Below are 23,088 nucleotides of genomic sequence, written 5' to 3'. Positions count from 1 at the left end.
TTTTCGCACGGCAGCGCTCGCTTCGGCGCTCCATTCACGAGGCGATGGCAGATGACGAAGAAAAATAGTCCCGACACCGAGAACACCGGCAGCAACAGCAGCATCGGCAACACGAACAACCTCAGCGCAGACAGCGCCGCGAACGTCTCGCGGCGCGGCTTCCTCAAGCTCGCGGGCGCGTCCGGCTTCGCGAGCGCGGCAGGCGCGGCCGCGGCGCTCGCGGGCGTCGCGCGCGCCGACACGGCCACGCCCGACGGCACGCCCGAGCAGATCCACCTGACCTGGGGCGCGGACCCGACGAACGAAGTCGTGATCTCGTGGGCCTCGCTCGCGGCGGCCACGCGCCCGCGCGTGAGCTATGGCGCGGACCGCGGCCGCCGCGAAACCGTCGACGCGCTCCAGCGCACCTACACCGACGGCCTCACGGGCGTGGTCGTGTTCACGTATCACGCGCGCCTGCGCGGCCTGCACGCCGACACGACCTATCGCTACGAAGTCACCGCCGACAACGACAGCCACGCGAGCAGCCCGTTCAACGCGACCTTCACGACCGCGCCGCACGGCCGCAAGCCGTTCCGCTTCACGAGCTACGGCGACCTCGCCACGCCGAACACGGGCTGGGTGCTGTCGTCGCCGCAAAGCCGCTTCGCGGTGGAAGCCGTCGAGCGCTTCCAGCCGCTCTTTCACCTGCTCAACGGCGACCTCTGCTACGCGAACCTGAACCCCGCGCACCAGACCGAGGTGTGGCGCGACTTCGGCAACAACGCGCAGACGTCGGCGTCGAACCGTCCGTGGATGCCCTGCCCCGGCAATCACGAAATCGAGTTCTACAACGGCGCGCAAGGGCTCGACTCCTACCTCGCGCGCTACACGCTGCCCGACAACGGCTCGCGCTTCGCGGGCCGCTGGTATCGCTTCCGCGTGAGCAACGTGCTGTTCATTTCGCTCGACGCCGACGACGTGGTCTATCAGGACGCCGCCGCGTTCGTCGCCGGCCCCGCGCCGCTCGTGCCCGCCGCGAGCACGGGCAACGCGCCCGTCGCGCCCGGCACCTCGTTCTACGTGCGCGGCTACAGCAACGGCGAGCAGACGCGCTGGCTCGAACGCACGCTCAGCGATGCCGCGCACGACGACGACATCGACTGGATCGTGGTGCAGATGCATCAGGACGCGCTCAGTTCGTCGAAGACGGGCAACGGCTCGGACAAGGGCATCCGCGAGGCGTGGCTGCCGCTGTTCGATCGCTACGGCGTGGATCTCGTGGTGTGCGGCCACGATCACGACTACGAGCGCAGCTATCCGGTGCGCGGCTGCAACCATCACGCGGGCACCGACGCGAAGACGGGCGCGCCCGTCGACACGCTGCAGCCGAAGCCCGTCACGCACGCGCAATCGGCGGCCAACACCTTCGACACGCGTCACGGCACGATCCACCTGATACTCGGCGGCGGCGGCACCAGCGCGCCGCTCGACGTCTACGGCGTCGATGCGGGCAACGGCCTGCCGCAGGCGCAGATCTTCACGAAGCCCAATCGCCCGGTGCCGGGCGCGACGGCGGGCACGTTCGTGCGCCCCGGCGCCGACGCGGTCGAGGACGCCATCTGGTCGGCGCAGCGCGATACGGGTACCGGTTATGGGATCGCGGTGTTCGACGTCGACCCGGGCGCGCACAGCGGCAAGACCACCATCACGATGAACTACTATCACGCGCCGGGCGCGGACCAGACGCCTACGCCGAACTACGAGCTGTTCGAGACGATCACGCTGGAGAATTCGCGCGGGTAGTGGTTCGGGCAATCGCTCGGGTAGTCGCATATCGGTGCGTTTGCGCCGATAAAAAAAGCGCCGCGAATCATGCGGCGCTTTTTCTTTGCGGCGAGCGGTGCGTAGCGAACGGGGTCACGCCACCCCAGGCGCCGCCGCTTCGTACACGTCGATACGTTTGGGCACGAGGCCGAGTTCGAGAAACGTATCGGCGATCTTCTGCTGCTCGCCGAGAATCGCCTTCGTGATCGGCACCGTGCCGAACTGCGTGCGCGCCACGGCCTGTTCGACGATGGGCGCGGGCAGGCCCCAGAGCTTCGCCAGCTCGCCCGCGTACTCGCTGCGATGGTTCTTGCCCCATTCGTCGGCCTTCGCGATTTCGTCGATCAGCACGCGGATCACATCGGGATTGCGCTTCGCATAATCGAGCGACGAAAAATAGTAGCCGCGATTGCCGACCACGCCGCTCGCGTCGGCGAGCACGCGCGCGCCGAACGTCGCCTGCGCCGCCGCATAGAACGGGTCCCAGATCACCCACGCGTCGATCGAGCCGTTCTCGAAGGCCGCACGCGCGTCGGCGGGCGCGAGAAACACGGGGCGCACGTCGCGGTAATCGAGGCCGTGCTTGCGCAACAGCTGCACGAGGAAATAGTGCACGTTGCTGCCCTTGTTGAAGGCCACGCGCTTGCCTTTCAGGTCGGCGACCGTGCGCAGCGTCGAATCGCGCGGCACCAGCACGGCTTCCGATTGCGAACGCGGCAGCGTGGCCGCCACGTAGGCGAGCGGCGCGCCCGCGGCCTGCGCGAAGATCGGCGGCGCGTCGCCGACATCACCGAAATCGATCGAGCCCACATTAAGCGCTTCGAGCTGCACCGGGCCCGCGTTGAACTCGGTCCACGTGACCGAAACGCCGAGCGGCGCGAGCCGCGTTTCGAGCGTGCCGCGGCCCTTCAGGATGCTCAGCGCGCCCTTCTGGTTACCAATGCGCAGCGTGCGCGACCCGCTCGCCGCGAATGCGCGCGAGGCGGTAAAAGGGCCAAGGAAGGTGCCGAAAACCGGCAGCGCCGTTGCGGCGGTGCCCAGCGAGAGTTTGAGGAAATCGCGGCGTGTGCTCATGGGATCGGCATCGGATTGAAAGGTCCGGTCGATTCTACGAAGCGCTACGCCGATTCAGAACGATTGAGTTTTGCGATTCAAATCAGCCACAGGACTAAGCATCGCGCATGGCGGCCGTTTCGACGTCGCAATTCTCAACGATTCCTCGCGCGCCGATGAACATTCTTTCATATTGCTGCATCGGGTTCGATAGGCTGACCTAACTATTCTCTCTCTACCGGGATGCAAGCCATCGCATTCGCTTACCGGCCAATCAAATACGTTCTCTGGAGGATAGTCCCATGAAATCGCTCATGATCGTTGCTGCGCTCGCCGGTGTCGTCGTCACCACGTCCGCTTTCGCACAGACCACGAACCCCGCCGCTTCCCAGCCGCAAACGCAGGCCGCCGCCACTCAGGTCGCCGCCACCAGCACCGCACCCGCCGCGCAAGCCGGCGGTTGGGTAGCGCCGTATGGTGAACCGGTGCATCAGAAGACCCGCGCCGAGGTGTATCACGAACTCGTGCAAGCCGAGCAGGACGGTCAGCTCGCGTATCTCAATTCGACGCTCTACGCACATTGAGCCCTTGCTGCGCGGTGTTTTCGCGCGCATCGGCCCAAACGCAAACGGCACGCGAGCTTCGCGTGCCGTTTCTTTTTTCAGTACACAGGTGCACGGCGCAGCGCGTGCATGTGACCTCAGTTCCCACAAATGGTTACCTTGCGCTTTTGCGGCGCGAGGCCGGTTTCGATCTCAGGCGCGCGCGTCGTTCGCGCCCGGCAGCGTGAGCTGATAGCCGTAGCGGCTGATGGTTTCGATGCGCACTTCGATCGCCTCGCGTTCGAGCTTGCGGCGCAGTCGCGAGACGACGAGGTTCACGGTCGACGGATCGATATCGTCTTTCTCGGGCCACGCGTAGCGGATCATCTGATCGCGCGGCACCGGCATGTTGGCCTGGCGCAGCAGACATTCGATCAGCAGATATTCGCGCCGCGTGAGTTCGGCGCGGCGCGCGCCTTCGACGATCTCGCGCGTGCTCGCGTCGAGCAGCGGCGCGGTCGCCGCGCTGTCGGCCGCCGGCGACACCGCGAGCGCGGGTCCGATGCGCAGCAGCGCGAGCATGCGCTCGTGCATCTCGATGAACGAGAACGGATAGCGAAAGCACGCATCGGCGCCCGCGCGCAGCAGTTGCGAGCGGTCGTGCGCGCTCGCCTCGATGCCGAGCACGGCGATGATCGTCGCGCCGTTGGTCACCTTCGCGAGCGAGGGCAGGAGCGTGTGCAATTCGGGCAGCAGCGCGCGTTCGAGCGCGACGGCGATCACGGCGTCGAACGGTTCCTCGCCCGCGACGTACAGGCCGTCGCGCAGTTCTTCCGCGCGTTGCAGACTGTGCGCGCTTTCCTGCAGGGCCTTTTGCAGCCAGGCGCCTTCGGCGTGGCTCGGCGAAATGAGCAGAATGCGCATGGTTTCTTCTAGAGGGTGACGACGGTCAGGTGAGCGCGCGCGGCCAGCATTCGACGCTCATGCGCACGCCGGGGCCGCCCGGTCGTTGCGCCGCGCTTTGCGCTGCGCTTTGTGGCGTACTGGCTTGCGCGCCTTCGTGCGCGCGCGCACTTTCATCGGACGCATCGACGGCATCGGTTGCCGGGGGGAACTCGGGCGCATCGTCGATGCGCAGCGTGAAATCGTGCACGCGCATCACGGCAGCCACCACGCTCAGGCCGAGGCCCGAACCGGCGATATGGCGCACGGCATCGCCGCGATAAAAACGCTGCAGCACGGCGGCACGTTCGGCGGGCGCGATGCCGGGACCGTTGTCGGCGACTTCGAGCAGCGGACCGAGCGGCGTCGCGCGCAGTGTCACGCTGACGATGCCGCCTTCCGGCGCGAACTTGATCGCGTTGTCGATGAGATTGCTGAACGCCTCGAACAGCAGTGCGCGGTCGCCGTGAATCTCGCTCACCGTTTCGGCGCTCACGCGCCATTCGACCTCGCGGCTTTCCGCGAGCGGCTCGTACAGCTCCGCCAGTTCGTGCACCAGCGATTGCAAATCGACGGTCGCGAAACCGCCGCGCCGGTGCAGCGTGCCGATCTCGGAGATGCGCAGCATCGCGCGGAAGCGTTCGAGCAGCTGGCCGGTTTCGCTGCGCGCGCGATCGAGCATGTCGGCGCCTTCTTCGTCGGCGCGCAGGCTCTCGCGTTCGGCAATGCGCGCGAGCAGCGTGTGCAGATGCACGAGCGGCGTGCGCAGATCGTGCGCGATGCCGTCGCACGCGCCTTTCACTTCGCTCATCAGGCGCTCGATTTCGTCGAGCATGTGATTGACGAGGTGCGAGAGCATGTCGAGTTCGTCGTCGCCGCCCACGGGCAGGCGCTGGTCGAGATCGCCGCGCGCGATGCATTGCGTGACGCGGCGCATTTCGCGCACGCGGCGGATCTGGCGCATGCCGAGCACGAGGCCGCCCGCAGCCGCGCCGAGCAGCGCGAGCACCGCGCCCACGACGAGCGTGCGCACCACGAATTCGCGGATCTCCAGCACGTTGGTCATGTCGCGCGTGACCACGAGGCGCATGCCGTTCGGGCGGATTTCACCCATCGCGCGCACGATCGGCGACTGCTTGCGGTCGCGCAGCTTGAGCGTGTGCTTGAGCGTGCAGCCCACGCGGTCGTAGGTGATGTTCGGCGGCACTTCGAGCAGGTCGCCGGCGACGTATCGGCCATCGGCGGTGAAGAGGCCGTAGTAGTTCACGTGCATGCGTTCGTGCTCGAGGCGCTGATAGATCGCGTCGGGCAGTTGCGCGTCGGGAATCGAATCGAAGTAGATGAGCTGCCAGCTCATGATCGAGTCGGTATCGCGCTCGATCGAACTGGTTGCGCTCCACGCGATGAAGCCGACGAGCAGCGTGAGAAACACGCCGAACAACGCGGTGTAGGCGCACAGCCAGCGGAACGTGGTGGTGTGCCAGCGCCGGCGCGGCAAGGCGGGCGCGGCGGCGGGGGAGGGACGGCTGGGCACGCGGGATTATCCGAGAATGTAGCCGGAGCCGCGCACCGTCTGGATGAGCGGCGGCACGCCCGGCGGATCGATTTTCTTGCGCAGACGGCCCATGTGGACGTCGATCAGGTTGGTGCCCGGATCGAAGTGATAGCCCCACACGGCCTCGAACAGCATGGTGCGCGTGATGGTCTTGCCCGCGTGGCGCATCATGAATTCGAGCACGCGGTATTCGGTGGGCAGCAGCGCGACTTCTTCGCCATCGCGGCGCACCTTGCGCGAGATGAGGTCGAGTTCGAGCGGCCCGACGCGCAGCGCGGTCTCGCGCGCCACCGTCGCGGCCTGGCGGCGGCGCAGCAGCACTTCGAGGCGCGCCGTGAGCTCCTCGGGATCGAAGGGCTTGGTCAGATAGTCGTCGCCGCCCGCGCGCAGTCCGCGCACGCGTTCGTCGACGTCGCCGAGCGCGCTGAGCATCAGCACCGGCGTCTGAATGCCGACCGTGCGCATCGCCGTGAGTATCGACAGGCCGTCGACGCCCGGCAGCATGCGGTCGAGCGTGATGGCGTCGTATTCGTCGCTCATCGCGCGCGCCATGCCGTCGCGGCCGTTGTCGACCCAGTCGACGGCAAAGCCCCGTTGTGTCAGTTCACTGACGATTTCATTCGCTGTGACGGCATCGTCTTCCACCGTCAATACACGCACCTGACTCATGTCCTCGCACTCCGCCGCGCGCCCTCGCGCAGCCTCTCTCGAAATGCAAGTTTACCGTCGTGAGGCCGCCGTGCCGCGCCGGCTTTCATTAAATTAAATTTAAGTTTGCAAACAGCGAAACAGTGGCGGCGGGGGCGGACAGGCCCGCGCCGGCTTTCGATTGCCTGACTGTCTTACTGACTCGCGCGCGCGGGCGCACCGCGCAGATCGAGCTGATAACCGAAGCGGTTGATCGTCTCGATCTGCGTGCGCGCGCCGTGCGTGATGAGCTTGCGGCGCAGCCGCGAGACCACCAGATTGACGCTCGACGGCTCGACGTCGCCCTTTTCCGGCCACGCGTAGCGGATCAGCTGCTCGCGCGCGACGGGCGCGTTGGCGTGGCGCAGCAGGCACTCGACCAGCAGATATTCGCGCGTGGTCAGCGAGATGCGCCGTTCGTCCTCGACCAGATCGCGCGTGAGCGGATCGAGCCGCGCCGCGCACGGCCCGGCCTGCGCGAGCGCCGTGCGGCGCAGCGCGAGCATGCGTTCCTGGATTTCGAGGATCGACCAGGGCTGCACGAAACAGGCGTCGGCGCCCGCGCGCAGGAGACGCGCGCAATCGGCGGGCGTGCCGCGCGTGAGCGCGATCACCACGGCCGGCGCATCGGGCAGGCGCGTGAACGACGCGAGCGCGTCGTGCAGGCCCTCGGGCGCGTTCACGCTGGCCGCGCAGAGGATCACCGTGTCGAACGGCTCGTGCGAGGCGAGATAGACGGCGTAGTAGAGGTTGTCGGCAACCTCGACGCTGTTGAGGCTTTCGCTCAGCGCCTTGTATAGATAGCCCCGCTCCGCGTCGGAGGAGGAGCACAGCAGAACTCTCATTGATAACGCGTGTTGGGCCAGCCGTGAAACGGCCAGCAGTCGATGGCGACCGTGGTGCCCGGGGTTGTCGTTGCGGTCGGGGGAGTGGCGGTGCCGGTTGGCATCGCGGAGGCGGCGCAGGCGGGTGCGCTTGCGGGTGCGCTTGCGGCTGGCGTGACGGTCGACGTCGTGGTCGATGTCGTCGTCGCGGTGGAGGCGCTAAGCGCCTGCGGATCGGCATCGTCGATCGACAGACGGAAGTCGTGCAGACGCATCACCGCGGCGACGATGCCGAGCCCGAGGCCGGTGCCCGGCACGTGGCGCGCGGCTTCGCTGCGGTAATAGCGGCCCAGCACCGCGTCGCGCTCGCCGGGCGCGATGCCGGGGCCGTTGTCGGTGACGCTGAAGCGCGGGCCGCCGTGACGCGCGCGCAGCGTCACGCCGACCACGCCGCCGCGCGGCGCGAACTTGATCGCGTTGTCGAGCAGATTGCTGAAGGCTTCGAACAGCAGCGCGCGGTCGGCGTGGATCGGCGCGACCTCGGCCACGGCGATGCGCAGCTCGACGGCCTTCTCCTCGGCGAGCGGCGCGTACAGATCGCAGAGTTCGTCGACGAGCGCGGGCAGCGCCACCTGCGCGAAGCCGCTGCGCCGCTTGATCGCGCCGATCTCCGAAATGCGCAGCAGCGCCGCGAAGCGCTCGAGCACCGTGTCGGCCTCGTTGCGCGCGTCGACGAGCACGTTCGCGATGGCCGGTTCGCCGCGCCGCTGCATCGACTCGGCCGCGTGCGAGAGGCGCAGCCGCAGCCGCGTGAGCGGCGTGCGCAGGTCGTGCGCGATGCCGTCACAGGCGCTCTTGACTTCGGCCATCAGGCGCTCGACTTCATCGAGCATGCGGTTGACGAGGTCGGCGAGCATGTCAAGCTCGTCGCGGCCCGCGACGGGCAGGCGCTCGCCCAGTTCGCCGCCCGCGATGCGCCCGGTCGCGCGGCGGATCTCCGCGACGCGCCGGATCTGCCGCATGCTCAGCAACAGGCCCGCGCAGAGGCTGCCGCACAGGCAGAGCAGGCCGCCGCCGAACAGCGCCTTCAGCAGTTCGTCGTGGACGTGGTGGACGTCGGTCAGCGAGCGCGCCACGACGATGCGCGCGCCGTCCGCGCGCACTTCGCCCATCGCGCGCAGGGCGGGGACGGCCATGCCGGTGTCGAGGCGCACGGTCTGGCCGCGCGCGTGCTCGTGCGAACGGCCCCAGGGATCGAGCGTCAGCCCGGCCGGCAGGCTGTGGATGTCGCCCGCGAGCCAGCGGCCGTCGGGCGCGAACAGACCATAGAAGTTCTGGCGCTGGTTTTCGCGGTGCAGGCGCGTGTCGATGGCGGCGGCGAGCGCGTCGTCGCCGCGCGAATCGAAGTAGCGCAGTTGCCAGCGCAGGCCGGTGTCGGTCTCGCGGATCATCGCGCGCGTGACCGAGAACTCGATGAAGCCGAGCAGCACCATGAACGACACCGAGAAGATCGCGGCGTAGGCGGCGAACCAGCGGAAGGTGGTGGTCTGCCAGCGGTCGTGACCGATGGCGGCCTGGGCCGCGCCCGTGCGCGGCGCTTGCGGCACGAACGCGCCCGGGCGGCCCGCGATCCAGTTCCAGTCGGAGAGGTTCATCGCGCGCCTCGCGCCGGTGCGTGCCGCGCCGCGCCGGGTGCGCCGCGTCCACTGCCTGCGGCGCACCCGGCACGCGATGGCAGCGTGAATTCGCTGACTGACATGGTGACCTCCCCGATGGCGTGTTCCGCCGACGACATTCGATCGTCGCGCCGACTGTCCGATCGGGACGGTTGCGCGCGTGCCCGGCCATGATAGTGGGGCGCTCACGGCGCAACGGCATCAAGACCATGAAGAGGGGGTCATGTTCTTACCAGCGGTTGACGCGTAGCTGTCAGTTTGTCAATGCGGAGGAACGCGAGGGGCGTGGCCGTGGGTTGGGTGCGGGGGCATCGATTCGCGCGATGGAGGTCGTCGGCGCTTTTCGTCAACGCTCGTCGTCAAAGCGTGGCTCGCGCGAAACCATGAACGTTGTTTCATCCTGATGAGCGGATGGCGAAGTGAGCGGCTGCTTATTCTGGATTTCGCGTTGACGTTGGCTGTCGTGCCGGTCGCTAATCTCGCAGTCGATCCCGAAGTCGATGCTGACGCGCCATCCCTACTCAAAAGGAGACAGCCGTGAAGCACCTGATCAGGTTCGCGTTAATTCCCCTCATCGGCGCGGCGAGCGCGAGCGCCTTCGCCGCCCCGCATCTGACGCCCCAGGAATGCCACGGTTATCCGTTCAGGCGGCCCACACACGAAGTTACCCATGCCCAGTTGATGCAGGAGCTGCACGACCTCTCTCTGGTTGGCTACGACGAGCACGCCGTCGACAACGATTACCCGAGCGATCTGGAAGCCGCCGAGCAGCGTCTGGGTGACCTTTATCGGCAGGATTGCACGGCCCGGCATACCGCTGCGGCTACTCCCGCGACCGCGCAGCCGGTCCGTGCCGCTCAGGCCGACTGACCGATGGTGCGGTGGCCGCCAAGGTTACCGCGCGGGTTGTTGCAGTGCACCTTCATGACGCGTGGCCCACGTAACGAGGGTCGCGCCTTCTATCTTCTTCTCCTGGCGTTCGCCTCCTGACTTCTGCGATCCCATATTCGGGTACCTGGCGCAGGTAACCCGATATGGGAAGCGGGGACCTTTCGCGCGTTCAACCTCGATGAGTCGTGCAGAAACGGCGTCCGCGCCGGTCCCATAGACGGTGACCTCATGCACTTCGTAGCTCCCATATTCTGCGACCCGTTGCAGTTGCGCCCTTAAAAATCAATGAGTTGATACGTATACTGAAAGTGGTTAACGAGGTAAACGCGCTAAGGTAACGGAATGTGGGAGCTTGTCTGCAGCTCCATCGCGACAAGGTCACCAAGCATGGGATCAGCGAAGTTGGTGACCACTTACATTTGCAAAGGGTCCCGGTTTTGGGAGACGTCTCTCTTATCGGACACGGGTTTTAGTGTTTACTCAATACGCTTTAGAACCTTTAGTAAACCTTTAGGCAGCTGAAAGCCTTACCTGGCAAGGGTTTGCGGCCGAATAGGTCGCGCACTATGGGGACTGCGGTACCTGCTATGGGGATTCGGGGCTGTGGATATGGGATTTCGGTGCCCTCGCATGGGGATTTGAGGGTGTGGATATGGGAGCAAGGTCGCGCCGTATGGGAAAAATGCCCGGAAAGCCCTCAAGTCACCGTTTATGGGAAGCATCAAAGGTGGCGGCTTATGGGGCTTCTGGGCTAGGTCTAGCGTGATTCACGACGCTGAATGCCCGTTTTGGGTCACGGGTTATGGGAGATTTTCAAGGTAACGCTTTATGGTGGACCTCAATCGCGGGTTGCATAGGTATCCTGCATCGCGATTTCTGGGAACTCCACCCCGCTTGACCTGGCGGACAAGGCTTTTTCTGGGGTACCCGATTATGGGATCGATTGAAGGTAGCCGGTTATGGTGGATCTAACGGCTCGCATTGCCCAGAAACCCCTTGGCTCGGAGTGTTTCAGGTCGCCAGTTATGGGAAGAGGCAAAGGTTACCGTCAATGGGACGTTTCTTCTGCATCAGGGCTGGGAACGGCTGATCGCGCTTCTCCGGCCAAAATCCCATAGGTGTGCACCTGTGGGTAACTTTTGGACGATAGTAAGTACTCACATTTACGCTAAAGGTGGTCAAATATGGGAGCCCAAACGTGGGTTTGAGAGCAAAAGGTCACCGGATTTGGGAGCTTGTCTCGATTCATTGGAACGTGTCGAGCACGATCGGGCGGCCTCCCCCACGGGTTGAGGACGGCGTCTGTCAACCTTTCTGACGAGCGATGTCGTGCTCTCGCACAGACGTGACGGCGGCCTTGAGTCACCTGGTCGGTTGGTATACAGTTACCAACCGACCAGGTTCCCTTTTCACGTGGGTCATATGGCAAGAAAAAAGGCCGACGCCGGCGATGCCGACAAACAAGGCGCACTCGTATTCCAGCAAGGCCAGCCGCCTGATCTGTTCCGCAAGGCGGTCCCCGCGATTCACATCGCACCGAAGTCCGGGTCGATCAGTCTCCAGCAGCGCAAGATGTTCAGCTCGCTGATCAAGAACGCGATCCGCCAGGACTCTCTCGAGCCCGGCCGCTCCTCGTTCGAGATCACGATCTCCGCCCTTTCGCAGGACGTCGATCTGAACAGCAACAACACCGAATACGTCAAGGAAACGATCAACTCCTTGATCAGCACGGTGGTCAACTGGGACTACCTCACGCAGGACAAACGCAGCATCTGGAAAGCATCCGGCCTGCTCGCGGGCGCCGAGCTCGAGCGCTCGGTGCTGCGCTATACGTTCTCGGAACAGATTCGCGGCGAACTGCTGAACCCTGAAATCTACGCGATGATCGACATGCGGATCACGCGTCAATTCAGGAAAGCGCATTCGCTTGCGCTCTGGGAAAACGTCGTGCGATACGAGGCGGTGGGCGTGACCGCGCGCTTTCCGCTCGCGACCCTGCGCGATCTGATTCTCGGCCAGGATACGTCGGCGCAATCGTACAAGCTCTACAAGCAGTTCAAGAGCCGCGTGCTCGTGCCGTGCATCAAGGAAGTCAACGAGATCTCGGATCACAACTTCGAGCTGATCGAGCACAAGGTGGGGCGCTCCGTCGTCGCGTTGCAGTTTCGCGTAACGCGCAAACCGGAAACCGATCCGTCGCAGGAGCTGCGCGCCAACGAAACGGTGCTGATCGGCGAGATGTCGAAGTTCAGCATTCCGGTTTCGGAAGCGCGCCGCCTGTTCAAGCAGTACGGCGAGGAAAAGATCCGCACCGCGGTAGCCTACACGGCGGCCCGCGTCGCGCAGAAGAATGCCGCGCCGCTCGCGAACGTGGCGGCCTACTTCCGCAAGGCGCTGATGCAGGGTTATCAGTTGCCGGGTGCGAATGTCGCTGCCGGCGCCGCGCCGGATGCGGGCAAGGCGCGCGAGAGCCAGGATCAGGTGAAGGACCGTTATATCGCCGCGAAGATCAACGAGGCGCGTTCGTACTTCAACGAGCTCGAATACGACGACCAGACGGCGCTCATCAAGCGCTACAACGAAACGGTCGGCATGGACAAGCTCAAGGTCTCGACGTCGAAGGTGCCGAGCAAGGTGGCATCGACGAACTTTTTCCGTTGGGTCGTGCTCGATACCTGGGGTCAGCCGACGGCGACCGATTTGCTCGAATTCCTGCTCAGCGGACAGCAAGGTCCGGCCGCCGGCGATCTGCAGGCGATGGGCGATATCGAACTCGCGCTGAAGACGCGCGAAGAGTGATCTGTGACCCGGGGCGAAGAGTTCGCCCCGGTTGCGTTCGAGGACTGAAGGCCTCGGCGAAGCAAGAAAAACTGGTGAAATTTGCCCAATAAAAATACATAGGTAAATTTCACTCTCTCTATTTTCCGAATAGTTGGGATTTTGCTGAGTGGAAGCGCGAGGGCGGTGTTGCTGCTCTCTGTGCTTTCTTTGTGTTGGCTGCTGTCTTGCTGTGGGGATTGGATTGGTTGAATCTCCACGTGGAGATTTACGCGTGGGCGTCTGAGGGTGGCACGGAAGCTAACTCACGAGACCAGTGAAGTCGTTCCAAGGCATTCATTACCCTGTTGTCGTATTGACTCCCACTAGGCCTCGACTGTCCGTGCGCTTCTGCAATTCTCCACGTGGAGAGTTGAGTGATCTGAGTGAACAACTTCTGCTGGCGAGATGCTGATCACCTTTGCGACCTAAACGGTGCGTCTTTTGGTGCTGCATGATCATTAATCTGTGAGATGCAGCATACGTTTCGCCGATGGTGTCTGAGCGCCGAAAGATCGCGCGGAGATCTCCACGTGGAGACCGGCGCTATCGATATGCCTAGATCGTGACGTAGGTAGCGGTTCACATCGCATACGATTGAACGTTCACGCTGTATGTTGCGAACGGGAGTGTCCAAATGCGAAGAGTCAGTCGCCAACTTTTGCCGTATTGAGCAGAGCGTGGTCACAGGCGATCTCCACGTGGAGATTCCTTCTCGCCGTGCGTTGCCTCTACTGAATCGCCAATTCGATTTCAACAATCCTGATACGCCTAACTACGCGCGATGCCTTAATCAAAAGATGGGCTTGCCTTAATTCTCGCGAGCCTCTCTCCGTAAGTTCCGATAAGTCTCCAGACCATCTCTCCACGTGGAGAACTGCCGACACCTTCAACTCCACGTCACATCATCCCGACATCTTTCGCCAAGAAACTAGCAAAACCCTCTCATGCCCTTATCCAAATGGCTATTTTGGTTGTGAGCGGGCAACGATTTCGGGCTAGAAGCTAGAATTTACTTTAACTTGCCGTTAGACTCCCAAAAGACTTGCTGGAGAGTCTCCACGTGGAGATTGCACGTGGAATCACTCCTCCGTTGAACTTTGCATGGAGAACCGAATGGGTCTGGTCATCGCCGTAGCGAACCAAAAGGGTGGGGTCGGCAAAACCACCACCAGCATGAATCTGGCTGGTGCATTTCAAGCCGAAGGCTACAAAGTCTATGTCGCCGACGCCGACGGTCAGCAATCGTGCATGAGCTGGTGCGCAGCAGCGGGCCCAGAAACTCCGCTTCCATTCCGTGTCGGCAGTATCAATAAGCTTGAAAAGATGATTGGCCCTGAAGTTGCGGCTTTGGCCAACGACTACGACGTCGTGATCGTCGATTGCCCGCCGAACATCAACGATCTGACCACTGCCCGTGTTCTCGCCGTTGCCGACGCGACGATCATCCCGACCGACGCTTCTCCCATCGACATCTGGAGTAGCGAAGGGATGATGGAGCTGGTTGAGCGTACGCGCGTCGCAAATCCGGCTGGAAAATTCGCAATTTTGCTGAATAAGTCGAATTCGAAGACGCTCCTGCATACGCAAATGAGTGCGATCCTGGCCGAGAGCAACGTCCGCGTGCTCGCTGCCACGGTCAAGCAACGTGAGCTGTATCGTCAGGCCGCCGCGCTCGGCCGTACGGTTTTCGACGTGCGCGGTGTCCGCGGCACGAAGATCGCCAGGGACGAGATCACCGCCGTCTACAACGAAATCATCGCGCTCGTCCAGGAAGAGGAGGTGGTCGATGGCAACTAAGCTCAATTTCACGAGCAAAGTCCGCGCAGGCATGGCCGTCGAGCGTGCATCGGCAGGCGAACGTCTGGCCGATGGCGATGTCGTCGGCATCGCGCAGCGCGACGCGGGCGCGGCTCCGATCGAACAAGCCGAGCCTCAAGTGGAGGTCGCAGCGGTCGTCGAAACGGTGACCACGCACGCCGTGACGCGTATTTCCGTCGATGACGTCGTTTCGAATCCGTACAATCCGCGCGCGTTCTATAGCGCGGAAACGATCGACGAACTCGCTGAGAGCTTTGCCAGCCAAGGCCAGATCACGCCGATTTTGGTCACGCGTTTGCCGCAGTTCCCGGGCAAGTATGTGATCGTCGACGGCGAGCGCCGTATTCGTGCGGCGCGCTCGCGCGGCGACAAGCTGATCGACGCCGATGTGCGCGAGGGTCTCGACAACCAGAATCTCTATCTGCGCGCCTATCACGCGAACAAGGAGCGCGAGGAGCAGACGGTTTTCGACGACGCGCTGGCGTGGAAGAAACTGCTTGACGATGGCGTCTATGTCGATCAGACCGAGTTGGGTATCGCCGTGGGCGAGGACCCGAAGCACATCAGCAAGGTCATTTCGCTGACGTCGCTGCCGCCGTATCTGCTGCAACGCATGGCGCAGAATCGCCAGGATGTCGGGCTGGGCCACGCCTACAACATCAAGCTGATTTTCGATCGCGCGGGCGCAAGCGTCGCCGAGCATTGGCTCGAGCAGGTGATCGAAGGGAAGGCGAGTGTGCGCAAGCTCGAAGCGGCGGCGTCTGCTGAGGCGGGGGCGCGACGCGTCGGCCCGCGTCGCACGCATTATCAATCGCGTGTGCAATTCAGCCGGCCGGACGGTGTGGCGCTCGGCGAACTCAAGCTGTTCGGCGATGGCCGTGCGGAGTTGAACCTCAAAGGCATCGCGGCCGCAGATCAGCAGCGGCTGGCCGAGCGGATGAAGGCCGTCATCGATGAATGGGCGTCGGAGATGGAGCCGGTCGCCGCCGATTGAGTGCACGCTTCATCGAAATTCTCGCGCTGAAAGCGCGGAGGAGGGCAGGGCCGTCAGGCACCTGCCCTCGTGCATTTCTCGGCCTTCCGCGCTGGTTTTCGGAGGTTTTCAGGGGCGGGGGTCGAAACCGTGAAACACAGGCGGATCAGTTTCACCGCCCTGAAAACGTTGCAAAATCAAAGGGATATGAGATAATTCCTAGAATGTTTCACGCGTAGGCGCGTTTCGTTGAGGGTCAAAGTGACTTTATGTCCGTAAACCTGAACGCATGAAACCAGATAGTGCAGAAATGTATTGATGTGAATGTAATTCGTAGTTATCGAGACATTTTCGTGCGGACAGCAATAGATTGACAATTGCTGCCGCCTACGCCATGCTTGTGAGAATGAACCGTCGCCAAAGCCCGATTTCGCTGATTATTCGCACCATTCCTCGAATGGTGGGTTAGCGTACGACTGGCAAAAACGACAACGACCCGCCCCACGAGGCGGGTTTTTTATTTCCGCCTCCTGGCTAAACAAGTATCACAAGAGACAGCACAGGAGCCGTCATGCAGGCCAATTTGCGCCAAACCGCAGTCGAAGCCGAAGCACGCCACACGCAGCCGACCGGGCAGCCGATCGATTACCTTCGTTTGACCCTCACCGCGCGCGTCTATGACGCGGCCCGGGAAACCGAGCTAGAACCCGCGCCGAATCTCTCCGCGCGCATCGGCAATACGGTGCTGCTCAAGCGCGAGGACAACCAGCCGGTCTTCTCGTTCAAGCTGCGCGGCGCGTACAACAAGATGGCGCATCTTTCGCCCGAGCAACTCGAACGCGGCGTGATTACCGCGTCGGCGGGCAATCACGCGCAGGGCGTGGCGCTCTCGGCGGCGCGGCTCGGCGTGAAGGCGGTGATCTGCGTGCCGGTCACCACCCCGCAGGTGAAAGTCGATGCCGTGCGCGCGCACGGCGGCCCGACCGTCGAAGTCGTCCAGGCGGGCGAGTCCTACAGCGATGCCTACGCCCACGCCGTCCGTCTGCAGGAAGAACGCGGCCTGACCTTCGTGCATCCGTTCGACGATCCGCACGTGATCGCCGGCCAGGGCACCGTCGCGATGGAAGTCCTCAGCAAGCATCAGGCCCCGATTCACGCGATCTTCGTGCCGATCGGCGGCGGCGGTCTCGCGGCAGGTGTGGCCGCGTATGTGAAGGCCGTGCGCCCGGAGATCCGCGTGATCGGCGTGCAGACCGACGATTCGTGCGCGATGGCGCAGTCGCTGAAGGCGGGCAAGCGCGTCGAACTGAGCGAAGTCGGCCTGTTTTCCGACGGCACGGCCGTCAAGCTGGTCGGCGAGGAAACCTTCCGGCTCTGTCAGCAGTATCTCGACGAAGTCGTCACTGTCGACACCGACGCGCTCTGCGCCGCCATCAAGGACGTCTTCCAGGACACGCGCAGCGTGCTCGAACCGGCAGGCGCGCTGGCCGTGGCGGGCACGAAGAAGTACGCGGAGCGCGAGGGCGTCGCGGGCCAGACGCTGATCGCGATCACCTCGGGCGCGAACATGAATTTCGACCGCATGCGCTTCGTGGCCGAGCGCGCGGAAGTCGGCGAGGCGCGCGAAGCGGTGTTCGCCGTGACGATCCCCGAAGAACGCGGCAGCTTCAAGCGCTTTTGCGAACTGGTCGGCACGCGCAGCGTCACCGAATTCAACTACCGCATCGACGACGCCGAACGCGCGCACATCTTCGTCGGCGTGCAGATCCGCAATCGCGGCGAGTCGCAGCAGATCGCGCAGGCCTTCGTCGAACACGGTTTTCCGTGCGTCGATCTCACCGGCGACGAACTCTCGAAGCAGCACATCCGCTACATGGTGGGCGGGCGTTCGCCGCTCGCGCACGACGAGCGTCTGTTCCGCTTCGAATTCCCGGAGCGTCCGGGCGCGCTGATGCGCTTCCTCTCGTCGATGGCGCCGAACTGGAACATCAGCCTGTTCCACTACCGTAATCAGGGCGCCGATTACAGCTCGATTCTGGTCGGTATTCAGGTGCCCGCGGCTGAAGACGCGGAGTTCCGCCGCTTCCTCGCGACGCTCGGTTATCCGCATTACGAGGAAACGCAGAATCCGGCCTATCGGCTCTTCCTGAAGTAATTCGTCATCCTGACGATGGTGGACATGTTCCCGCGCCTCCTGCCCGACACGCTGCGAGGCCGGGAACACAAAGCCGCGATTCGCGGCAAAATATCGGTTCGATCTTCCGCTGCATTTCCGCATTCCCGTTCTTCAGGCGCATCATCATGACTCGAATCGATCCCACTGAAATTACCGGCTGGCACGCGCACATCTATTTCGATGCCGACACGCGCGATGCCGCTTGGGCGTTGCGTGAAATTATCGATACACATTGGGGCAAGACCGTGCAAATCGGTCGTTTCCACGAGCGTCCGGTGGGTCCGCATCCGATGTGGTCGTATCAGCTTGCGATTGCCAACGAGCACTTCGCGGACGTATTCGCCTGGCTCACGCTCAATCACGGCCGCTTCGATGTGTTCGTGCATCCGAATACGTCCGACTCGCTGCGCGATCATCGCGATGCCGCCGTGTGGATCGGTCATTCGCATACGCTGAATCTCGGCGCATTCGGCGTCTGAGATGCAGGCGCGCGTCGTCGCGCCGACACGGCCATCTGATTCAACACGCTAATCGTGTGAGTAATGCACGTGTGAATAAAACGCTTTAAAGCGGCCCTGAAGCGCCACCACGCGCGCTTCAAAATTGACGTAATTTTTACCGCTAAACCGGCATTTAAAGCAGGGTTGAATCATCAGTTGAAATCGCCCCTGAATGCTGCGTCAATCGGCTGTTCCAGCCCTCTTTGCATTCCTTCATAATCGCGCGCTTTGCCGGATACGTCCGGCAAAAATACGTCGATATCTGCTTCTGCACGATTCCTCAAGTTCAATCGTGTCCTGCCGTTAGTCAGGACGCGCAATCAATTCTGCACGACGCTTTTCGTTGCCGGGTTGAACGCTGTCGAACGTCGTTCGCAGCGTGACGCACAGGGAGTGTCATTCGGTATCAGACTCGCTGGACTCACCGGCATTACACCGGCCGGGGCGACTTCTCGAATAAACAACAAAAGGCTTGTCATGCGGTTTTCCAGATTCAAACTCGAAGCGGCCGTCGTACTGGCCGCTGCGCTACTTGCCGCGTGCGGCGGCGGTGGCGGCGGCGATTCGTCCGGCTCGTCCGGTTCGGCTTCCAGCAACTCGTCCGGCAGCAGTTCGACGCGTTCGTCCTCGACGAGCGTGCCGTCGACGAACGGCTCGGGCAGCACGAGCGGCGTCGCGCTGCTCGCGCCCGCCGCGACCTCGACCTCGCTGCCTTCGGCCAGCGGCAACGCGACCACCGACGGCATCGCCTGGCTCAACGCGGTGCGCCAGAACGTCGGCCTCGCCACGCTGACGAACAGCGCCGGCCTCGCCACGGCATCGCTCGACCACGCGACCTATCTGGTCGACAACCAGACCTACGGCCATAGCGAAGTCGCCGGCCACACGGGCTACACGGGCGCGACGCCCTACGACCGCATCGCGGCCGAAGGCTCGTACTCGATGATGGGCGAAGTGGTCGTGGCCGGTCAGCCCGCCGCGTTCAATGACAGCCTGTCGCCGGTCGAGACGCTGTTCGACGCGCCGTTCCATCGCATCGTCATGCTCGACGACTTCACGCAGATGGGCGTCGGTTCCATGACGAACGCGAACTGGGAGGCGTTCAACATCGACTTCGGCAGCACGGGCGCCGACACGATGTCCGCCACCACGCTCGTCGCGTATCCGTACTCGGGCCAGCAAGGCGTGCCGGCGAGCTGGTTCGCCAACGAAGATCCGAATCCGTTCGCGAGCCAGCCGAGCTACGAGATGACGACGGTCGGCTACCCGGTGACGGTCCAGAGCGCCTTCGGCACCACGCTGAGTTCGCTGAACTTCACGATCACGTCGGCCAGCGGCGCGAACGTTTCTTGTCTTGCGCAGACGCCGCAAACCACGCCCGCCGAACTCAGCAACGCGGCGATGTGCGTGCCGTATTCGGCGCTCGCCAGCGGCACGACCTACACGGTGCAGGTGACCGGCGTGTTGACGGATTCGTCGAACCAGACCTATTCGATCAACGTGGCATGGACGTTTACGACCGCCGCGTCGGGCGTTGCGCATTCGGCGGTGCAGAGCACGCAGAGCCGTCCGCTGCCGAAGTTCTGATCGCTGCGCATCGAATCTGGCGAAGCGAAAACGTCAAAACGAAAACGTCAGAGCGAGCGCAGCAAAGCAAAGGGGCCGCATCGAGCGGCCCCTTTTTTCATGTGCGCGCGTCCGGCGCGCGAAATCGCGTAGCGCGTGCTGCGCGCTTCAATGCCCGAACGATTCGGTTTTCGCTGCGCGTGTCGCCTCGATCGCCTGCGGCCGCGCCGCCTGCTTCACGAGCAGCGCCGCGCATGACACGAGACCCGCGACGGCGATCGTCGCGAAGATACCCGCGAACGTGAAGTGCCGGCGCGCGAGTTCGGCCACGAGAAACGAGCCCGCGATGCCGCCGAAGCGGCCGATGCCGAGCATCCACGCGACGCCCGTGCCGCGGCCCGAGGTCGGATAGAAGGCGGCGGCGAGCGCGGGCATCGACGACTGCGCGGTGTTCATCAGCACGCCGGCCACGAACACGATTAGCACGAGCGCGCCGACGTTGCCGACCGCCTGGCCGATCATCCAGACCGACAGCGCGGTGAGCGCGTAGCACGCCGCGATGATGCGATTGGCGTTGAAGCGGTCCATCAGCACGCCGCACAGCACCGCGCCGATGCCGCCGAGCGGGAACAGCGCGGAGATCAGCGTCGCGCGCGCGGGCGGCAGGCCGGCGTCCTTGAGCAGCAGCGGCATCCAGTTGATCGACGCGTAGAAGATCACGAGGCCCATGAAATAGGCGATCCACAGCATCAGCGAGCCGATCAGGTAGCGGCCCGAGAGCACCACGCTGAGGCCTTTGCCTTCGGCGTGCGGTGCGGTTTCGGTTATCGTGAACGACTGGGCCGCGAGCGCGTCGGCGGACACGCGCGCGAGCGCGGCGCGGATGCGTTCGGCGGGCTTCGCGTTCGCCACCATGTAGCGCACCGATTCGGGCATGCGCAGCGCGAGCGGCACGGCCAGCACGAGCGGCGTCACGCCGCCGAGCACGAGCACGCTGCGCCAGCCGAAGTGCGGAATCATCCACGCGGCGAGAAAGCCGCCGAACGCCGCGCCGAGCGGGAAGCCGCAAAACATCAGATTGATGATGGTCGCGCGGCGGCTGTCGGGGCAGTATTCGCCCATCATCGTGACCGCGTTCGGCATGGCCGCGCCGAGCCCGACGCCCGTGACGAAGCGCAGCCACGTGAGCTGGTCGATGCTGGTGGCGAACGACGAGCCGAGGCAGGCGACGCCGAATAGCAGCACCGAGCCGAGCAGCATCGCGCGGCGGCCGAGCCGGTCGGATAGCGGGCCCGAGGCGAGCGCGCCGAACGCGAGGCCGAACAGCGCGGCGCTGAGCACCGGCGCGAGCGCGGGTTTAGTGATGCCCCATTCGCCGAGCAGCGAGGGCGCGATGAAACCGATCGCCGCCGTGTCGAAGCCGTCGAGCAGGACGATCGCGAAGCACATCGCGAAGATGAACCACTGGAACGGCGAGAAGGGATGCTCGTTGAGGAACGTCTGGACGTTGACGGCGGGACTGCGGGTCATGAATGTCTCCTGGCGTTGCGTGGGCGCGCGCGGCGGTTGTCCGCTCGCGGCGGCGCCCGTTTCTTATACTGGCATGGCCTGAAATGGCTCGGAATGCCGAGCACGAATAGTACGCCCGTGCGTGCGCGGCCGATATCGGGGACATTATCGAGTGAGCGCGTGGCTGTGGCGTGATCGCGCGGCGGCGCGTGAGCGCGGCGCAGGGGAGTGATGGGCGAAGTGATCGGCGATGCGTGGGCGATGCGTGGGCGATGCGAACACGCGGCTCGCCGGCATGTCGAAGCTGTATCGGGTTGGGTGGTGCAGTTTTGGCCTGGTTTTGGCCTCGATGGCCGAAGGAGTCCGACGTGAAGATCCCGACGTTTTCCCCCACCGCGCGCGCTGGCGCGTTTGTCCTGATCGCCGCCACGGTTGCGGCTGCCGCCGCGCTGCCCGCAGCGAGCGCGTTCGCGCAGCTCTCGCCCGCGGACGATCTGCATGCTCCGCAAAACAGCCTCGAATTGATGCCGAACGCCCCGCGCGGCAGCGAATATCCCACGCACGGCAACCGTCAGGCGGGCGAGTTGCCGGTCGGGCCGACCGATCCGCGCGGACAGTTGGCTAACGGTCTGCCGAACAATGCGCAAGCGGGCGGTTACGGCGCACCGCAGGCGGGCGTGCGTACCGCGCCGGGGATGTGAGACGGCGCTTCGGTGCCGATTTCCACATCGCGCACGCACGAGGCGAAAGGCCTTCAGCGGGATGAACCTCCCGTTTCCTTATTGATGGGAGACGGTCAGTTTCACGCGCGCGGCGCCGTCGGTCTGCGCGGTGATTTCCGTGCGGCTACCGCGTGCTCCCAGATAGAAGTGCTGGTGGCCGGGCGCGTTGCCGTCGTGTGTGGCGTCGGGCAGGCAGGACGCGATGTCGGCTCCGACGCCTTCGAGCGCGTTCGTCCCCGATCCCGCATCGCGCGCGCTCCAGATGCACTGATAGGTGCCGTGACTGGCGGCGCATTGGGCGTCGTCGCCATAGGGTTGCGCGACGGCGCGGCCATCGTCGGGGGTCAAACCGGCGAAGTGCTGCGGAGCGGCAGCGACGATGCGCTTGAGGGCGGCACACGGGCTGGCGCTGTCGTCGGCGTGGGCGGCGAGCGGCGCAGTCAGGGCGAGCGCGAAGGCGGCGCCGGTCGCGAGACGTTCAATCGCTGTCTTCATGGTGGCATCGCTGCGGGGCGCAGCGCCTCGTCATGGGGTTTTGCCGGTCGCGCAAACGGCGTGCCGGGAACGAGGTTTGCAGTTCGTCGCTGAATACGGTCACACGAGGACAGCGAGATGGCTAAGCACACTGACACTCAGCGATCGACACTGCGAGCGGCCGCGTGGATGCTCGGACTCGCACTGGCCAGCGCGGCTGGTGCGGGGCAGGCGGCGTCGCAGGACGAGCAGGAGCACGCGTGCCGTGGCGACGCGTTCCACTTCTGCGCGAGCGATATTCCTAATAAGGAGAAGATCACGGCGTGCATGAAGCAGCATTACGACGAGTTGTCGCCGCCGTGCAAGGCGATGTTCAAGAAGCCGCCGAAGGGCGGCAAGTCATAGAGCGGGCGGCCAGCTGCGGGATGAGGGTGGGCGAAGTCGAGAGGCGCGTGGCGCCTCTTTTCTTTTTCGGAATATTTTCGTGATAGGGCTTGCGCGAACGGTGACGCTTCGCTAATATTCGCCCCCCTTCGCTGCACGCAGTACCGCAA

At 64.0% G+C, this 23,088-nt stretch carries 19 protein-coding genes; 11 read left to right on the top strand and 8 right to left on the bottom strand.

Annotated features, from left to right (window positions below):
- Positions 1-51: 51 nt before the first annotated feature.
- On the top strand, positions 52-1,785 hold the full coding sequence (locus U4Y88_RS16080) for a metallophosphoesterase family protein (protein ID WP_321784989.1): 1,734 nt from the start codon (positions 52-54) through the stop codon (positions 1,783-1,785).
- 114 nt (positions 1,786-1,899) lie between these two features.
- On the opposite strand, the gene U4Y88_RS16075 is transcribed toward U4Y88_RS16080, so the two are convergent.
- Positions 1,900-2,880, bottom strand: a complete 981-nt coding sequence (locus tag U4Y88_RS16075; protein WP_321784987.1) for a sulfonate ABC transporter substrate-binding protein — start codon at positions 2,878-2,880, stop codon at positions 1,900-1,902.
- Between the two features lie 281 nt (positions 2,881-3,161).
- Between U4Y88_RS16075 and U4Y88_RS16070 the strand changes: the two genes are divergently transcribed.
- Positions 3,162-3,443, top strand: coding sequence for a DUF4148 domain-containing protein (locus U4Y88_RS16070; RefSeq protein WP_224013144.1), 282 nt, complete (start codon positions 3,162-3,164; stop codon positions 3,441-3,443).
- 171 nt (positions 3,444-3,614) lie between these two features.
- Here the strand turns inward: U4Y88_RS16070 and U4Y88_RS16065 are convergent, their stop codons facing one another.
- The 5 genes from U4Y88_RS16065 to U4Y88_RS16045 all read right to left on the bottom strand — a co-directional run bounded on the left by U4Y88_RS16065 (position 3,615) and on the right by U4Y88_RS16045 (position 9,064).
- Complete coding sequence (locus U4Y88_RS16065; RefSeq protein ID WP_224013143.1) at positions 3,615-4,325, bottom strand: response regulator transcription factor; 711 nt, start codon at positions 4,323-4,325, stop codon at positions 3,615-3,617.
- A gap of 25 nt (positions 4,326-4,350) precedes the next feature.
- A complete protein-coding gene (locus tag U4Y88_RS16060) occupies positions 4,351-5,877 on the bottom strand; it encodes a HAMP domain-containing sensor histidine kinase (RefSeq protein WP_321784985.1) in 1,527 nt (508 codons plus the stop codon).
- A 6-nt stretch (positions 5,878-5,883) separates the two neighbouring features.
- Positions 5,884-6,558 (bottom strand): response regulator transcription factor, encoded by a 675-nt coding sequence (locus U4Y88_RS16055; protein WP_224013155.1) that lies wholly within the window; start codon positions 6,556-6,558, stop codon positions 5,884-5,886.
- A 182-nt stretch (positions 6,559-6,740) separates the two neighbouring features.
- Positions 6,741-7,430, bottom strand: a complete 690-nt coding sequence (locus U4Y88_RS16050) for a response regulator transcription factor (protein ID WP_224013141.1) — start codon at positions 7,428-7,430, stop codon at positions 6,741-6,743.
- On the bottom strand, positions 7,427-9,064 hold the full coding sequence (locus U4Y88_RS16045) for a HAMP domain-containing sensor histidine kinase (protein ID WP_321784983.1): 1,638 nt from the start codon (positions 9,062-9,064) through the stop codon (positions 7,427-7,429). Before U4Y88_RS16045 ends, U4Y88_RS16050 begins: the two co-directional genes overlap by 4 nt.
- A gap of 558 nt (positions 9,065-9,622) precedes the next feature.
- On the opposite strand from U4Y88_RS16045, the gene U4Y88_RS16040 reads away from it, so the two are divergent.
- From U4Y88_RS16040 to U4Y88_RS16010, 7 genes are all read left to right on the top strand, one after another.
- On the top strand, positions 9,623-9,955 hold the full coding sequence (locus U4Y88_RS16040) for a DUF4148 domain-containing protein (RefSeq protein ID WP_321784981.1): 333 nt from the start codon (positions 9,623-9,625) through the stop codon (positions 9,953-9,955).
- 1,443 nt (positions 9,956-11,398) lie between these two features.
- On the top strand, positions 11,399-12,775 hold the full coding sequence (locus U4Y88_RS16035) for a replication initiation protein (RefSeq protein ID WP_321784979.1): 1,377 nt from the start codon (positions 11,399-11,401) through the stop codon (positions 12,773-12,775).
- A gap of 1,134 nt (positions 12,776-13,909) precedes the next feature.
- Positions 13,910-14,593, top strand: a complete 684-nt coding sequence (gene parA / locus U4Y88_RS16030) for a ParA family partition ATPase (protein ID WP_224013137.1) — start codon at positions 13,910-13,912, stop codon at positions 14,591-14,593.
- Positions 14,583-15,608 carry a ParB/RepB/Spo0J family partition protein gene (locus U4Y88_RS16025; RefSeq protein ID WP_321784977.1) on the top strand — a complete coding sequence of 342 codons (1,026 nt, stop codon included), beginning with the start codon at positions 14,583-14,585 and terminating at the stop codon, positions 15,606-15,608. Before parA ends, U4Y88_RS16025 begins: the two co-directional genes overlap by 11 nt.
- 550 nt (positions 15,609-16,158) lie before the next feature.
- A complete protein-coding gene (ilvA, locus tag U4Y88_RS16020; RefSeq protein ID WP_321784975.1) occupies positions 16,159-17,742 on the top strand; it encodes a threonine ammonia-lyase, biosynthetic in 1,584 nt (527 codons plus the stop codon).
- Between the two features lie 146 nt (positions 17,743-17,888).
- Positions 17,889-18,242: a DOPA 4,5-dioxygenase family protein gene (locus tag U4Y88_RS16015; protein WP_224016837.1), complete on the top strand. Its 354-nt coding sequence runs from the start codon at positions 17,889-17,891 to the stop codon at positions 18,240-18,242.
- A 498-nt stretch (positions 18,243-18,740) separates the two neighbouring features.
- On the top strand, positions 18,741-19,850 hold the full coding sequence (locus U4Y88_RS16010) for a CAP domain-containing protein (RefSeq protein WP_321784973.1): 1,110 nt from the start codon (positions 18,741-18,743) through the stop codon (positions 19,848-19,850).
- 147 nt (positions 19,851-19,997) lie between these two features.
- Here U4Y88_RS16010 and U4Y88_RS16005 read toward each other — a convergent pair whose 3' ends face one another.
- The gene (locus U4Y88_RS16005) at positions 19,998-21,359 is read right to left on the bottom strand and encodes an MFS transporter (protein ID WP_321784971.1); all 1,362 of its coding nucleotides are present in this window, start codon (positions 21,357-21,359) and stop codon (positions 19,998-20,000) included.
- Positions 21,360-21,787: 428 nt separating this feature from the next.
- On the opposite strand from U4Y88_RS16005, the gene U4Y88_RS16000 reads away from it, so the two are divergent.
- On the top strand, positions 21,788-22,039 hold the full coding sequence (locus U4Y88_RS16000; RefSeq protein ID WP_321785469.1) for a hypothetical protein: 252 nt from the start codon (positions 21,788-21,790) through the stop codon (positions 22,037-22,039).
- A gap of 78 nt (positions 22,040-22,117) precedes the next feature.
- On the opposite strand, the gene U4Y88_RS15995 is transcribed toward U4Y88_RS16000, so the two are convergent.
- A complete protein-coding gene (locus U4Y88_RS15995; RefSeq protein ID WP_321784969.1) occupies positions 22,118-22,555 on the bottom strand; it encodes a hypothetical protein in 438 nt (145 codons plus the stop codon).
- 168 nt (positions 22,556-22,723) lie between these two features.
- Between U4Y88_RS15995 and U4Y88_RS15990 the strand changes: the two genes are divergently transcribed.
- On the top strand, positions 22,724-22,939 hold the full coding sequence (locus U4Y88_RS15990; RefSeq protein WP_310633376.1) for a hypothetical protein: 216 nt from the start codon (positions 22,724-22,726) through the stop codon (positions 22,937-22,939).
- Positions 22,940-23,088 lie beyond the last annotated feature (149 nt).

The organism is Paraburkholderia sp. J94 (assembly GCF_905220285.1).
In the GTDB taxonomy this organism is placed as follows: Bacteria; Pseudomonadota; Gammaproteobacteria; order Burkholderiales; family Burkholderiaceae; genus Paraburkholderia; species Paraburkholderia tropica_A.
This window is presented reverse-complemented; position numbering and strand designations above follow the sequence as displayed.

What these genes read in the sequence shown, in the direction of transcription:
- U4Y88_RS15990 (WP_310633376.1), top strand. Translation starts at nt 22,724, where the DNA reads ATGCTCGGACTCGCACTGGCCAGCGCGGCTGGTGCGGGGCAGGCGGCG.
- U4Y88_RS16045 (WP_321784983.1), bottom strand. Translation starts at nt 9,064, where the DNA reads ATGAACCTCTCCGACTGGAACTGGATCGCGGGCCGCCCGGGCGCGTTC.
- ilvA (WP_321784975.1), top strand. Translation starts at nt 16,159, where the DNA reads ATGCAGGCCAATTTGCGCCAAACCGCAGTCGAAGCCGAAGCACGCCAC.
- U4Y88_RS15995 (WP_321784969.1), bottom strand. Translation starts at nt 22,555, where the DNA reads ATGAAGACAGCGATTGAACGTCTCGCGACCGGCGCCGCCTTCGCGCTC.
- U4Y88_RS16050 (WP_224013141.1), bottom strand. Translation starts at nt 7,430, where the DNA reads ATGAGAGTTCTGCTGTGCTCCTCCTCCGACGCGGAGCGGGGCTATCTA.
- U4Y88_RS16025 (WP_321784977.1), top strand. Translation starts at nt 14,583, where the DNA reads ATGGCAACTAAGCTCAATTTCACGAGCAAAGTCCGCGCAGGCATGGCC.
- U4Y88_RS16010 (WP_321784973.1), top strand. Translation starts at nt 18,741, where the DNA reads ATGCGGTTTTCCAGATTCAAACTCGAAGCGGCCGTCGTACTGGCCGCT.
- U4Y88_RS16075 (WP_321784987.1), bottom strand. Translation starts at nt 2,880, where the DNA reads ATGAGCACACGCCGCGATTTCCTCAAACTCTCGCTGGGCACCGCCGCA.
- U4Y88_RS16015 (WP_224016837.1), top strand. Translation starts at nt 17,889, where the DNA reads ATGACTCGAATCGATCCCACTGAAATTACCGGCTGGCACGCGCACATC.
- U4Y88_RS16070 (WP_224013144.1), top strand. Translation starts at nt 3,162, where the DNA reads ATGAAATCGCTCATGATCGTTGCTGCGCTCGCCGGTGTCGTCGTCACC.
- parA (WP_224013137.1), top strand. Translation starts at nt 13,910, where the DNA reads ATGGGTCTGGTCATCGCCGTAGCGAACCAAAAGGGTGGGGTCGGCAAA.
- U4Y88_RS16080 (WP_321784989.1), top strand. Translation starts at nt 52, where the DNA reads ATGACGAAGAAAAATAGTCCCGACACCGAGAACACCGGCAGCAACAGC.
- U4Y88_RS16065 (WP_224013143.1), bottom strand. Translation starts at nt 4,325, where the DNA reads ATGCGCATTCTGCTCATTTCGCCGAGCCACGCCGAAGGCGCCTGGCTG.
- U4Y88_RS16035 (WP_321784979.1), top strand. Translation starts at nt 11,399, where the DNA reads ATGGCAAGAAAAAAGGCCGACGCCGGCGATGCCGACAAACAAGGCGCA.
- U4Y88_RS16005 (WP_321784971.1), bottom strand. Translation starts at nt 21,359, where the DNA reads ATGACCCGCAGTCCCGCCGTCAACGTCCAGACGTTCCTCAACGAGCAT.